The sequence below is a fragment of the uncultured Senegalimassilia sp. genome (assembly GCF_934630535.1).
Lineage (GTDB): Bacteria > Actinomycetota > Coriobacteriia > Coriobacteriales > Eggerthellaceae > Senegalimassilia.
On record NZ_CAKTVU010000005.1, the window covers coordinates 132113 to 145740 of the forward strand.

10 protein-coding genes and 3 tRNA genes are annotated in these 13628 nt (G+C 60.3%); all 13 read left to right on the top strand.

Annotated elements, in window-relative coordinates; genetic code table 11:
• Positions 1–61 precede the first annotated feature (61 nt).
• Positions 62–2242 (top strand): ATP-dependent helicase, encoded by a 2181-nt coding sequence (locus tag Q0D52_RS04980; protein WP_294380581.1) that lies wholly within the window; start codon positions 62–64, stop codon positions 2240–2242.
• The gene (gene uvrC, locus Q0D52_RS04985) at positions 2239–4299 is read left to right on the top strand and encodes an excinuclease ABC subunit UvrC (protein WP_366930329.1); all 2061 of its coding nucleotides are present in this window, start codon (positions 2239–2241) and stop codon (positions 4297–4299) included. Before Q0D52_RS04980 ends, uvrC begins: the two co-directional genes overlap by 4 nt.
• A 1-nt stretch (position 4300) precedes the next feature.
• Positions 4301–5254, top strand: coding sequence for an RNase adapter RapZ (rapZ, locus tag Q0D52_RS04990; RefSeq protein ID WP_294380583.1), 954 nt, complete (start codon positions 4301–4303; stop codon positions 5252–5254).
• Between the two features lies 1 nt (position 5255).
• Positions 5256–6407, top strand: coding sequence for a gluconeogenesis factor YvcK family protein (locus Q0D52_RS04995; RefSeq protein ID WP_294380584.1), 1152 nt, complete (start codon positions 5256–5258; stop codon positions 6405–6407).
• Complete coding sequence (gene whiA, locus Q0D52_RS05000; RefSeq protein ID WP_294380588.1) at positions 6386–7327, top strand: DNA-binding protein WhiA; 942 nt, start codon at positions 6386–6388, stop codon at positions 7325–7327. The genes Q0D52_RS04995 and whiA overlap by 22 nt, the downstream gene beginning before the upstream one ends.
• A 154-nt stretch (positions 7328–7481) precedes the next feature.
• Positions 7482–8483: a type I glyceraldehyde-3-phosphate dehydrogenase gene (gap, locus tag Q0D52_RS05005; RefSeq protein WP_294161499.1), complete on the top strand. Its 1002-nt coding sequence runs from the start codon at positions 7482–7484 to the stop codon at positions 8481–8483.
• A 167-nt stretch (positions 8484–8650) separates the two neighbouring features.
• Complete coding sequence (locus Q0D52_RS05010) at positions 8651–9838, top strand: phosphoglycerate kinase (RefSeq protein ID WP_294380590.1); 1188 nt, start codon at positions 8651–8653, stop codon at positions 9836–9838.
• A 56-nt stretch (positions 9839–9894) separates the two neighbouring features.
• Positions 9895–10665: a triose-phosphate isomerase gene (gene tpiA, locus Q0D52_RS05015; protein ID WP_294380592.1), complete on the top strand. Its 771-nt coding sequence runs from the start codon at positions 9895–9897 to the stop codon at positions 10663–10665.
• Positions 10665–12224 (top strand): 2,3-bisphosphoglycerate-independent phosphoglycerate mutase, encoded by a 1560-nt coding sequence (gene gpmI, locus Q0D52_RS05020; RefSeq protein ID WP_294380594.1) that lies wholly within the window; start codon positions 10665–10667, stop codon positions 12222–12224. The genes tpiA and gpmI overlap by 1 nt, the downstream gene beginning before the upstream one ends.
• Before the next feature lie 114 nt (positions 12225–12338).
• Complete coding sequence (secG, locus tag Q0D52_RS05025; protein ID WP_294380595.1) at positions 12339–12596, top strand: preprotein translocase subunit SecG; 258 nt, start codon at positions 12339–12341, stop codon at positions 12594–12596.
• 76 nt (positions 12597–12672) lie between these two features.
• A tRNA-Leu gene (locus tag Q0D52_RS05030) sits at positions 12673–12759 on the top strand.
• A 711-nt stretch (positions 12760–13470) separates the two neighbouring features.
• Positions 13471–13545, top strand: a tRNA-Val gene (locus Q0D52_RS05035).
• An 8-nt stretch (positions 13546–13553) separates the two neighbouring features.
• Positions 13554–13626, top strand: a tRNA-Gly gene (locus Q0D52_RS05040).
• Positions 13627–13628: the final 2 nt, after the last annotated feature.

Sequence of the window (13628 nt, forward strand, 5' to 3'; positions counted from 1 at the left end):
ATCCTTTGTATCGATATAGAACAGGCGTTCCCTTTTTGGTATACTTCCCGTTATGGATTCTATGACGACATATCATGCATTGGGCGGACCCGATCGGGAGCCGCAGCTCAATGCCGCCCAACAACAGGCCGTTGCGGCAACGGAAGGCTACGTGCGCGTTATCGCGGGTGCCGGCACGGGGAAAACGGCCGCGCTGACGCAACGGTTCGCATACTTGGTCAACGATCTCGGCATCTTGCCGGGCAACATCTTGTGCGTCACTTTCACGAACAAGGCCGCCAACGAGATGCGAAGGCGCATCCGTCGCCTTACCGGCGATCATGATACCGGCTATATCAACACGTTCCATGGCTTTTGCGTTTCGGTTCTCCAGGAAGATTCCCATGCCGTGCGGTACCCGAAAAGCTTCCTGGTGCTCGATAACGCCGATATCGATGCCATGCTGCAGACCATTTATGAAGAGCGCGGACTTACTTTGCGCGATATGACGTTTTCGGCTGCGCGCGACATGATCGAGATGCAGAAGCTCAAAGAACACCCGAACTACTATCTGGATATGCTCGAATGGCCCATCGCGCAGCTGCGCGAAAGGTATTTGCAGGCCCAGGATGTCCATGACATCATCTTCTATGGCTACCTTTACCAGGAGCGGAAGTGCTTCGGGCTCGATTACAACGACCTGATCGTGTTCACGCTCTACGTCTTCGAGCGGTTCCCCGACATCTGCCTCAAATGGCAGCAGCGGTTGGAATACATCATGATCGACGAGTTCCAGGATATCGATGCGCTGCAATACCAGCTCATGGAGGTGCTGCAGGGCTATCACAAGAACCTGTTCGTGGTCGGCGACCCTGATCAAACCATCTATACGTGGCGCGGCGCGGACGTGAAGCTGTTGCTTGACTTTGACAAGCGCTTCCCCGGCACGCGCACCATCATGATGCTTGAGAATCATCGGTCGGTGCCCCAGGTGCTTGCGGTGGCGAATTCGCTTATTGCGAAAAACCGTATGCGCATCCCGAAAGACCTTGTTGCAACACGGCGCTCGTTCGGTCCGACGGTCTGGCACCATGCCGTATCGCCCCAGGCTGAAGCGGCTTGGATCGCCGAAGGCGTGGCTGCATTGCATGGCAAGGGGGTCGCTTATCGCGATATCGCGGTGCTGTATCGCGCGCATTACGCATCGCGTTCGGTCGAAGAGGCTCTTTTGAAGGCGGATATCCCGTATTCGCTGTTCAGCGGGGTGCCGTTTTTCGGTAGGAGCGAGATCAAGGACGCACTGTGCTACCTACGCCTCATCGCTGTCGGAGATGATTTGGCGTTTATGCGCGTGGCGAACGTTCCTAAGCGCAACCTCGGCCAACGGCGCATGGCGTATCTGCAGCAGTATTGCGCGGAGCACGGCTGCACCATGCTGCAGGCGCTTGAGGCAACGTGCGAGGATGATATCTTCAAACGCACGAAGACGAAGCAGCTTATAGCGCTTGTGCATGGTTTTCGCAGGTCATGCGAAGGCCGGCCGGTATCCGAGGTGCTCTCGGCGCTGCTTGACGAAAGCGGCTATGAACAGATGCTTCGCACCGAGGGCAGCCAGGAGCGGCTCGATAACCTTGCCGAGCTGAAGCAGTCGGTGTACGAATTCGAGTCAACGTGCGGCGAGGAAGTCACCATTGGCCATTATCTGCATCATGTTGCGCTGCTTTCCAACGCCGATATCGCGGATGCGTCGCAGGATAACGTGCGCCTTATGACCATTCATGCCGCAAAGGGCTTGGAGTTTGGCCACGTCTTCGTTTGCTCGCTGTCCGAAGGCGTGCTTCCTTCGCGTAAAACGCGTACGGTGCAGGCCATGGAGGAGGAGCGTCGCCTTGCTTTCGTGGCGTTCACGCGTGCCAAGGACGGTCTCTACCTTAGCGAGGCGGAGGGCTTTGGGCATCAAGGGGCGCCGCGATATCCTTCGCGGTTCCTTCTCGATATCGACCCTGCGGCCCTGGAGTTTTCAAACAGGCCCGCAGACTCTGAGCTCGATGATGCACGTAGCGCATATGAGGCAACCGATCGCTGGATCGCCGATATGGTAGGACAGGCGTCCATCAAGCCGGGCACGCGCGTTGCCCACAAAGCGTTCGGGCAGGGCATCGTGCAAGGCATCGACGAGCAAAAGCGGGCCTATATCATCGCGTTCGATGAATTGGACACGCCGCGTTGCATTTCGTTTCGCGTCAAGCTGGAGGTAGTGTGAGCAAGCCGGAGGAATTCCAACGATATAGCCGAACCTCGGGTTTCACCGAAGGCGGTTCGGGAACGGCATCGGGCGTTGCCGGGGAGGCGGGCGCTCAAGTGCCCCAGGGGGAGACGTTCGAGCAGAAGCTCGCGCGCATCAAGCGCGAGCTTGATGCAGTGCCGACACTTCCCGGCGTGTATCTGTGGAAAGACAAGCACGGGCAGGTCATCTACGTCGGCAAAGCCAAGCAGCTTCGTGCGCGTATGCGTCAATATGTCAACTTTCAGGATGAGCGCGCGAAGATCCCGCTGCTCGTCGAGCAGATCTGCACGTTCGAGTACATCGTGGTCGGCAACGAGCACGAGTCCTTGGTGCTCGAGAAGAACCTTATCAACCAGCACGCCCCCTGGTTTAACGCCGATTTCAAGGACGATAAATCTTATCCGTTCATCGCCATCACGAAAGGCGATGCGTTCCCCGCAATCAAATACACTCGCGAGAAGCATCGATTTGACACGCGGTATTTCGGACCCTATACCGACAGCCGCGCCGCTCGGCGCATGGTCGACATCGCGCGTCGCGTGGTTCCGTTGTGCTCGTCGAGCTGCGCCGATTGGCGTTCCTTGAAGCGCAAGCTCGAGAAAGACCCGCTTGCTTGTCTGGCTTCCGACGCTCGACCGTGCTTCGATGCGCATGTGGGCTTGGGCCCTGGGGCGTGCTGCGGTCGCGTCACGCCCGAGCAATATGCCGCCAACGTCGCCCGTATCGAGCGTTTCCTCTCAGGCAACCATCGGGAATTCATCGAAGAGCTTTCCCAGGAAATGCAGGAGGCTGCCTCCGAGCTCGATTTCGAGCGAGCCGGTCGTATCAAGGCGCGAATCGACACCATCAACGGATTATGCGATAAGCAGCATGCGGTAAGCTCGCGCAACCTTGACGCCGACGTTGTCGGGTTTTTCCGTGAGGAGACCATCGCCGGCGTGCACGTGCTCATGGTGCGCGAGGGGCGCATCATCAACAGCAACGAGTTTGTGCTCAACCGCGGAAACGACGTCCCTGATCAGGACTTGCTGCACATGTTCCTCCTCCGCTATTACGATGCCACTACGTCCATCCCGCACGAGGTCATCGTGCGCTTCATGCCCGAAGATGCCGAAGCTATGGAGCAGTGGCTTACCGACAAGCTTGCAAGCGCGCATGGCGCTAAGGTTCGTTTCTCGGTTCCCGAGCGCGGGGAGAAAGCGGACTTGGTCTCCATGGCAGAGCAAAACGCCAAGCACACGCTCATGCGTTATAAGGTGCGCACGAACTACGAGGACAAGCGCATCAACGACGCGCTGCTGCAACTGGAGAGCGCCTTGGCGCTCGATGCGCCCCCGATGCGCATCGAGTGCTTCGACATTTCCACCAACCACGGCACCTACACGGTCGCTTCCATGGTGGTGTTCACCAATGGACGGCCTGACAAGGGGCAATATCGGCGCTTCAAGATCAAGGCCCAGCTTGACGAGGCGAACGATTTCCTGTCCATGCAGGAAGTCATGAGCCGCAGGTATTGCGCAGAGCGCATGGCGGACGAGCGGTTCGGCAAAAAGCCCGATCTCATCATCTTGGACGGCGGTCTACCGCAGCTCAATGCGGTCATGCAGCAGTTCGAAAGCATGGGGATCCATGATATCGCCCTGTGCGGCCTTGCGAAACGCGACGAGGAGCTGTTCGTCCCGTGGCAGGATACGGGCCCGGTGGTGCTGCCGGGCGGCAGCGCCAGCTTGTACCTGGTCAAGCAGGTGCGAGACGAGGCGCACCGATTCGCCATCGAGTTCCATCGCCAATTGCGAGGCAAGGGCATGACGGCAAGCATATTGGATGAGGTGGATGGCTTGGGGCCCGTCCGCAAAAAGGCGCTCCTCAAGCACTTCAAAAGCTTCAAACGGCTTAAGGCGGCAAGCTTGCAGGACATCCTTGACGCCAAGGTAGTGCCCGTCCAGGTTGCCAACGAGCTGTATACAGTGCTGCAGCAGTATAATGAGCAAGCAAGAAACGAAGTGGTCGTCGGCGGGGAAGGAGATTCGTGACATGACCGAGATTGCAAGCGAGCTTGAGAACATGCCCGAGCTGGTCATCGTGAGCGGCATGAGCGGAGCGGGACGTACCGAGGCCATGCATGCGTTCGAAGATCTGGGGTATTTCTGCGTGGACAACCTGCCCAGCGCGCTTATCGGCAACCTGCTGGCCTTAACCGGCATGCCCGGTCAGCCCGACAACCATCGGCGCATCGCCGTGGTCTGCGATGCGCGCAGCGGCGGCTTCTTCAAAAGCTTGATGGAGGAGCTCTCCAAGCTCAAAAGAGCCGGCGTGGATTACCGGGTGCTGTTCCTCGACGCCGACGACGAGAAGCTCATCGCGCGTTATAAATCCAGCCGCCGCCGGCATCCCCTCTGCACCGACGGCAGCTCCATCGCGAACGGCATCGAACGTGAGCGCGAGATGCTCTACGACGTGCGCAAACAGGCGCACCACGTCATCAACACCACCGATATGATGCCCGCTCAGCTGCGCAGCACCATCCGTGCGCTGTTCGCCCCCGGCGAGGAGCGCCAGGGCTTGCAGGTCACGGTGTACTCGTTCGGCTTCAAGCACGGTGCGCCCGTGGATGCCGACCTGGTCATGGACGTTCGCTTCCTTCCTAACCCGTACTACGACCCCGAGCTGCGCCCGCTCACCGGTCTTGACAAACCCGTGCGCGATTACGTGCTGTGTCGATCGGAAACCGAGGAATTCCAGAAGTGCTGGCGCGCGTTGCTCGATTGCGTCATGCCCGGTTATGTGGCGGAAGGCAAGCAGCAGCTCGCCATCGCCGTGGGGTGCACGGGCGGTCAGCATCGAAGCGTGGCCCTTGCCGAGTCAACGGGGGAGTACCTTAAGCAGAAGGGTTATCGCGTCAGCGTCGCGCATCGCGATCTGAAATTGGCCGAAGGCGCTGACGGCCAGCTCATCAACGCCTCCGCGAAGCCGGTCGAAGGCCGATAGGATGAGCGATATGCAACACGAAACCCATATGGAGGGTTGTCATTTCCCCCATGACCCGTCCATGACCGAGGCCTTTGCGCCGTTGTATGCGGCAGATCCCGTGGTGCCTGAAACCAGCAGCTTGAAAGCCGTGGTCATTGGCGGCGGAACGGGTGCGCCCGTTTCCATCCGCACGTTGCTTTCCATGGGCTTGGAAACCTCTGCGGTGGTCGCCATGGCCGATGACGGCGGGTCTACGGGCATTCTGCGCGAAAGGGCGGGCGTCACTCCGCCAGGGGATATCCGCAAGTGCATCTGCGCTATGGCGGCAGATCCCGACGATCCGCTCACCCGCGCTTTCAAATATCGGTTCCCGTTTGCCGACAATCATACGCTCGGCAATCTCATGCTTTCCGCGCTCGAGGATGCAACGGGGGAGTTCCCCCAAGCCGTCCAGATCTGCGAACGTCTGCTTAATGCGCGCGGTCACGTGTACCCGTCCACGCTCGATCGTGTGTCGTTGGTCGCCCGAACGCGCGATGGGCGTTATATCGAGGGGCAGGCCGTGGCCTGCCATTCGCGAACGGCGCTTGCGCACGTTCAGCTACGGGGTCAAGGCAGGATCTGCGCATATAAGCCTGCGCTCGATGCGATCCGAAATGCAGATCTGATCGTGCTCGGCCCGGGAAGCCTGTTCACGTCCATCGTCCCGAACCTGCTGGTTCCGGGCGTGGTGGATGCCATCCGCCAGTCAAGGGGTGCAACCCTGTTCGTGTGCTCCTTGGCCGACATGCAGGGCGAGACATGGGGCCTTACGGCGCGCGAGCACGTTGAGGCGTTGCTGGCCCACGGTATGCGCGGGCTGCTTGACTATGTGCTCGTGCATAGCGCGTTTCCCGTTCGCCCCGATTCTTCCGAGACGGGTACGTTCCGTGCGCTTACCGGGGTCAACGTCGGAGATAGCCGATTCACCGTAGCTCCCGGCGAGGAGGCGGGCAGGCGCGTGCGCCCCGTGCGCATCGATTATCCGGATTTGCGAGCCATTCAAAGCAAGGGCCCTGTCGTGCTCGTGCGCAATATGGTCGATCCGCAGCATCCTACCTGGCACGATCCGATGCTGCTGCGCGAGGCGTTCACGGGGGTGTTGCGTTTATGTCGTTCACGGCAGAGGTAAAAGACGAGCTTTCCCGTGTGCCGGCAACGTGCAGTCATTGCGACAAGGCCGTTTTGGCGGCGCTTGTGCGCATAGAAGGCACGTTGTTCGTATCGGGGAAGAACCGCTACCGCGTTGAGATCGCCACGGACGCCCCATCGGTCGCACGTTTGGTCATCAAGCTGCTTCATGAGATTTATCGATTGAAAACGAATCTTACGGTTCGTCGAAGCGTTTTGCATAAAACGCCGAATTATCTCATCGAGGTCCCCGCCCAGCCTCAGCTGGCGGCGGCTTTGGTGGATATGGGGGTGCTTTCCGCCGAAGGCGGCCTGGTGCTCGGCGTATCCGAGCAGTTGGTAGCCAAGGATTGCTGTGCGGCGGCGTATCTGCGGGGAGCCTTCCTGGGCAGCGGGTTCGTGTCCGACCCGCGTGGCGATTTCCATTTCGAGGTGATCGTCGAAACCGAGGAGCTGGCCGATGGTCTGGTGGAGCTTTTGGCCCGCAAGAACATCAAGGCGCGCATCATGCAGCGGCGCAACTCGTTCATGGTGTATCTGAAAAGCGGCAGCGCCATCCTTGAGTTTCTGGCGCTTGCAGGTGCTCATCAGAGCGCGCTGGCCATGGAGAACGCCCGCGTCATCAAAAGCGTGCGCAACGACGTCAATCGTCAGACCAACGCCGAAATCGCCAACCAGGCGAAGACCTCGCGTGCGGCGATCGATCAGATCCGGGCCATCAGGCAGGTGGTGGAAGCTCACGGCATGGAGAACCTTCCGCCGGCGCTGCAGGATTTCATCAAGCTTCGCGTGCGTCATCCTGAGGCGACGCTTAAGGAGCTTGGTGAGCTTGCCAACCCTCCGCTGTCGAAGTCGGCGGTATATCATCGAGTGCGCCGTATCGAGCAATTGGCCTCTGAGCTGGACAATCAGAATCGGTAACCGATTGTCACCGATATACCGGCATTGGCTGGAACGCGCTGGTCTCGGCTTGTCGACCGTCTGCCAATTTCGCATCGCAAGCGTTTGACTTTCCGCTACACTTACGTTTCGTATGGCCCATAACTTGAGTATCTGAATGAAAAGGAGATACGCAATGGCAATCAAAGTAGGCATCAACGGTTTCGGCCGCATCGGACGTCTGGCGTACCGCGCCATGGTCAAGGACCCGGAGATCCAGGTCGTGGCCGTTAACGACCTCGGCGACATCCCGACGATGGCTCACCTGCTGAAGTATGACTCGGTCCATGGCCGCGCCTTCGATACGGTCGAGGTCACCGAGGACGGCTTCGTGGCCGATGGCCATGCCGTGAAGGTCCTGTGCGAGCGCGATCCCGAGAACCTGCCTTGGGGCGAGCTGGGCGTCGACGTCGTCGTCGAGTCCACCGGCATCTTCAAGACCGGCGAGCTTGCCAGCAAGCACATCAAGGCCGGCGCCAAGAAGGTCGTCATCACCTGCCCGGCAAAGGGCGAGGACATCACCGTCGTCATGGGCGTCAACGACGAGCAGTACGACAAGGATAAGCACAACATCATCTCCAACGCCTCCTGCACCACTAACTGCCTGGCCCCCGTCGCCAAGGTGCTGCTCGAGAAGTTCGGCATCAAGCGCGGCTACATGAACACCATTCATTCCTACACCAACGATCAGAAGATCTTGGACCTGCCGCATAAGGACCTGCGCCGCGCCCGCGCCGCAGCCATGTCCATGATCCCGACCACCACGGGCGCCGCTCGTGCCGTGTCCCTGGTCCTCCCCGAGCTGGCTGGCAAGCTCGACGGCTTCGCCACGCGCGTTCCCACGCCCGACGGCTCCATGGTCGACCTGACGGTCGAGCTGGAGCGCGAGGTCACCATCGAGGAGATCAACGCCGCAATGAAGGAAGCAGCCGAAGGCCAGCTGGCAGGCGTGCTCGAGTACACCGAGGATCCCATCGTGTCCATCGACATCGTGGGCAACAACCACTCCTCCATCTTCGACAGCAAGCTCACCATGGTCATGGGCGGCAAGTCCAACATGGTCAAGGTCGTTTCCTGGTACGACAACGAGTGGGGTTACTCCAACCGCGTGAAGGACCTTGTCAAGATCCTGCTCTAATCGGCTAACCGCTTAACGCTATGAAGGGCCCTGGAACCGAACCACGCCCCTTGCAAGCTGCGCCGACCGTGCCCGCTGCGCGGCCGGCTGCATTGCAAGGCGGCATCGGGACCAGGGTCTTTTAGTTGGACATCACCGCATCCGCGGTGGTCTGAAAGGAAGTCATCATGGCTGATATCGCCACCGTCGACCAGCTCGACGCACGCGGCAAGCGCGTGCTCGTCCGTGTCGACTTCAACGTCCCCGTGGCAGATGGCGTCTGCACCGACGATACCCGCATCCGCGCTGCGCTGCCCACCATCCAGAAACTGATCGACGAAGGCGCCCGCGTCATCCTCATGAGCCACCTCGGCCGTCCGGCGGGCGAGGGCTTCGAGGAGAAGTTCACGCTGCGCCCGGCGGCCCTGCGCCTCTCCGAGCTGCTCGGTCGCCCCGTGGCGTTCGCCTCTGACACCGTCGGCCCAGACGCCCAGGCCAAGGCAGCAGCGCTTCAGGATGGTCAGGTCCTCGTTCTGGAAAACCTTCGTTTCGACAAGCGCGAGAAGAAGAACGATCCCGAGTTCTGCCAAGAGCTCGCCAAGCTCGGCGAGGCATACGTCAACGACGCGTTCGGCACGGCGCACCGCGCCCATGCCTCCACCGCCGGCGTCGCGGCGCTTCTGCCCGCCTATGCCGGCTACCTCATGCAAAACGAGGTCGCCACCCTCACCGGCATGCTCGATGAGCCCCGTCGTCCCTTCGTCGCCATCCTGGGCGGCTCGAAGGTCTCCGACAAGATCAAGGTCATCGATGCGCTTATGGACAAGTGCGATACCCTCATCATCGGCGGCGGCATGTGCTTCACCTTCCTGCTGGCCCAGGGCAAGCAGGTCGGCACCTCGCTCAAGGAAGAGGATTGGGTGGAGCGCGCGGCAGCCATGCTTCGCAAGGCCGAGGAACGCGGCGTTAAGCTGCTGCTCCCCGTCGACGTCGTATGCGCCGATAAGTTCGCCGAGGATGCGAACACCAAGACCGTCTCCGTCGACGAGATCCCGGCCGATATGATGGGCCTCGACGTCGGTCCGGAAACGGCCAAGCTGTACGCGCAGGCCATCTCGCAGGCTGCCACCGTGTTCTGGAACGGTCCCATGGGCGTGTTCGAGATGGAGGCGTTCGCGGCAGGCACGAAGGCCGTGGCCGAGGCCGTGGCCGACAATCAGCAGGGCGATACCATCATCGGCGGCGGCGATTCCGTGGCGGCAGTCAACAAGTTCGACCTCGCCGACCGCATGACGTTCATCTCCACGGGCGGCGGTGCTAGCATGGAGCTGGTGCAGGGCGAGGCCCTTCCCGGCGTGGAGGCTTTGAAGCGCTAGTGAATCCAAGGGGGGGCGCCTGCGTCCCCCTTATCGTTTTGAAAGGAGCGTGCCATATGGCCCGCAAACCGCTTATGGCCGGTAACTGGAAGATGAACAACACCTATGCCGAGGCAGTGGTGTTGGCGCAAACCATCTCCAACAACTTCGACAAGCACTGGACCGACTCCGTGGATGTGCTCGTGTGCCCGCCGTCCATCGACCTCAAGCCGGTCAACACGGTGTTCGAATTCGATCATCAGCCCATTCAGATCGGAGCGCAAAACGTGTACTGGGAGCCGAAGGGCGCATTCACCGGCGAGGTGTCGGTGCTTATGCTCAAAGACGTCCGTTGCACGTGCTCCATCGTGGGCCACTCCGAGCGTCGCGGCTACTTCGGCGAAACCAACGAGGACGTCAACCGCAAGGTGCGCGCGCTGCTCGATGGCGGCTTGTACGCCGTCGCATGCGTCGGCGAGTCGCTGGCCGTTCGCGATGAGGGCAGCGCCGAGGAGTTCGTCTGCGCCCAAGTGCGCGCCGCGTTCGCTGGCCTGGAGCCCGAGGAGGCCGGCAAGTGCGTCGTGGCCTACGAGCCCATCTGGGCCATCGGCACGGGTCGTACCGCCACGCCCGAGCAGGCGCAGGATATGTGCGCCGCAATCCGCGCCACGCTCGCCGACATGTTCGGCGCCGAGACCGCCGATCGGATGCGCATCCTGTACGGCGGCTCCATGAACGTCGGCAACGTCGAGCAGCTTCTCGCCCAGCCCGATATCGACGGCGGCCTGGTCGGCGGCGCCAGCCTGAAGGCCGATCAGTTCGTGCAGCTGGTGAAAGCGTGCCTGTAATGAGCGCGTCGGAAAACGCCTGCGGGAAGCTTTCCCTTCCGGCATGCTTGATCATCATGGATGGCCTGGGCTTGGCGCCTGCGGGTCCGGGCAATGCCGTGTCGCTGGCATCCACACCGGTGCTCGATCAGCTGTTCGAAACCTGCTCGCACACCAAGCTTGAAGCCTCGGGGGAGGCTGTGGGCCTGCCTGAGGGGCAGATGGGCAACTCCGAGGTGGGACATCTCAACATCGGCGCCGGCCGCGTGGTGCATCAGGAGCTCTCGCGTATCAACATGGCATGCCGCACCGGCTCCATCTGCGATAACGCCGTGATCAACGATGCTATCGAGGCGGCGAAGGCGCCGGGTGCCGCGTTACACCTCATGGGTCTGCTCTCCGATGGCGGCGTGCACTCGAGCAACGAGCACCTGTATTCGCTCATCAAGCATGCCGTGCAAAGCGGCGTCGGCGATGTGCGCGTGCACGCGTTCATGGACGGGCGCGATGTTCCGCCGTCTAGCGGCAAGGGCTACATGCAGCAGTTGCAGGACTTCATCGCCGAGAACGGGTTCCAGGACTCCGTGCGCGTGGCAAGCGTGTCGGGCCGCTACTATGCTATGGACCGCGATAAGCGATGGGAGCGTGTATCGAGGGCCTACGAGGCCATCGTGTGCGCAACCCCGCTTGCGGCGTCCGGCGATCCCGTCTCCGCTATGCAGGCGTCCTACGATGCCGATGTCACCGATGAGTTCGTCGAGCCTGTGGCGCTCGATGACCGCGGCGTCGCTGATGGGGATGCCGTCGTGTTCTTCAACTTCCGCCCCGACCGTGCCCGTGAAATCACGCGCGCCATCGTCGACGATGCCTTCGATGGGTTCGATCGCGCTTGTCGGCCTCGGGTCTCGTTCGTGTGCCTGACCGAGTACGATCCGGATATCCCCGCGCCGATCGCCTTCCCCAAGACGTTCCCGGAAAACGTGCTTGCCGACGTGCTCTCCACGGCCGGCCTGCGCCAATACCATATCGCCGAAACCGAGAAGTATGCGCACGTCACGTTCTTCCTCAACGGCGGTCGCGAGGAGCCCAAGGCGGGGGAGCAGCGAAGCCTCATTCCCAGCCCTAAGGTTGCTACGTACGATCTGCAGCCCGAGATGAGCGAGCCTGCGGTCGCGGACACCTTGGCCGCGGCGATCGATGCCGACGAGGCCGATGTGTACATCGTGAACTTCGCGAACCCTGATATGGTCGGCCACACGGGCGTCATCCCCGCCGCCGTCGCCGCCGTCGAAGCGGTGGACTCCGGTGTCGGCAAGGTCATCGACGCCCTTCGCCGCAAAGGTGGATTCGCGTTCATAACGGCCGATCACGGCAATTGCGACAAGATGATCGCAGATGACGGAACGCCTCATACGGCGCATACCACCGCGAAGGTGCCGTTCATCTTCGTGGACGGTGCCGATACCGGGCGGACGCTCGGTGATGAGGAAGGCGCGCTTTGCGATATCGCCCCTACGTTGCTCGATGCCATGGGGCTTGCTGCTCCTGCTGAGATGACTGGACGCAGCCTGTTCGCGTAATACGTGATTTTCATGACCCTGTTCGCGCCCGCCGGTGATTTCTTGCCTGTGCGGGCGCGTTTCGTTATACTGGGTAACTTGCGTACGTAGTTATTTCGAGTGAAAGAGCATCACGTGAATCCGCTTTTGATCATCCTTATCGTCTTGCTGGTCATCTCCGGCTTGGGTCTCATCATCTTCATTCTGCTGCATTCGGGCAAGGGCACGGGCATCTCCGATATGATCGCCAGCTCCGTGTACTCTTCGCAAACCGGCACCAGCATCGTAGAGAAGAACCTTGATCGCATCACCATCATCTTCGCGGTCGTCTTCTTGCTGTCGCTTATCGCGCTTATGATCGTGTATCCATCCGGCGCTATTGCCACCCGATAAAATTTTTTGAAATTGGGTCTTGGCAAGTACGTAAGGTTCGGGTATATTAATTATCGTTGCTTTTCGGCAACAACTCGTCGGAGTGGTGGAACGGCAGACACGCAAGCTTGAGGTGCTTGTGCCCGTAACGGGTGTGCGGGTTCAAATCCCGCCTCCGACACCAGAATTCAGAAAGCGGCCTACGGGCCGCTTTTTTGCTACCTACAGCAATTCTTGAGCTAATTGTTCGTTGCCCTTGTCGGGCTGCTTAGCGGACGGGTGCCGCATTGCGGTCGGGCGTATGGAAGCCCCCGCTCGCACGGTTTTCGCGATCGACGTTGATGGCGTGCCAGAGTGCCTGCGCGGTGCATCGCTGCCTCGTTCGTCCATTTTTGCGATCCAATACGGTGTTTCGCGACTATTCATCTTTTCTGGGCATCTGCAGCGCTTCTATCGGGGCTCTGATCGTGCTCATTTGCGTTCCTGAGTCACTTTGCAATGTGCGTTAGCATCGGGGGGGGGGAGGTGTATGCTTTGCAAACGCTTGCCCGGCATCCTTCCGCTCTCTGCTTTGCAGGCGCATCTCCAGTTGCATCATCGCCTTGCTTTCGAGCGGTAATGCAATAGGTGCTGAAGTTTGCTTGCATCGGGTGGTAGCTAATATATTGATGACATTGGAGGCTATTGCGGAAGAGGTTATCGCCCCGTCGCCTTGGGGCATAACGCCCATCCTTGGCTTACCTGCATTCGTCTCATCAGGGAAAACAGCGAATGCTATTCGGCGAAGACAAAAAAGTTCGAACTTTTTTAAAAAAGGGGGTTGTCAAGATTTCTGGTTCGGGTATTATATCTCCTTGCCGACGCGCCGAAAGCGCAGAAGCAAATCACAGCAAGTGGGCGTTTAGCTCAGGGGGAGAGCGCTTCCCTGACACGGAAGAGGTCACAAGTTCAAATCTTGTAACGCCCACCATTTGTGATGCGGACATGGCTCAGCTGGTAGAGCATCACCTTGCCAAGGTGAGGGTCGCGGGTTCGAATCCCGTTGTCCGCTCC

Coding starts and splice junctions, on each gene's coding strand:
- Q0D52_RS04980 (WP_294380581.1), top strand. CDS start 62: ATGACGACATATCATGCATTGGGCGGACCCGATCGGGAGCCGCAGCTC.
- rapZ (WP_294380583.1), top strand. CDS start 4,301: ATGACCGAGATTGCAAGCGAGCTTGAGAACATGCCCGAGCTGGTCATC.
- Q0D52_RS04995 (WP_294380584.1), top strand. CDS start 5,256: ATGAGCGATATGCAACACGAAACCCATATGGAGGGTTGTCATTTCCCC.
- whiA (WP_294380588.1), top strand. CDS start 6,386: ATGTCGTTCACGGCAGAGGTAAAAGACGAGCTTTCCCGTGTGCCGGCA.
- gap (WP_294161499.1), top strand. CDS start 7,482: ATGGCAATCAAAGTAGGCATCAACGGTTTCGGCCGCATCGGACGTCTG.
- Q0D52_RS05010 (WP_294380590.1), top strand. CDS start 8,651: ATGGCTGATATCGCCACCGTCGACCAGCTCGACGCACGCGGCAAGCGC.
- tpiA (WP_294380592.1), top strand. CDS start 9,895: ATGGCCCGCAAACCGCTTATGGCCGGTAACTGGAAGATGAACAACACC.
- gpmI (WP_294380594.1), top strand. CDS start 10,665: ATGAGCGCGTCGGAAAACGCCTGCGGGAAGCTTTCCCTTCCGGCATGC.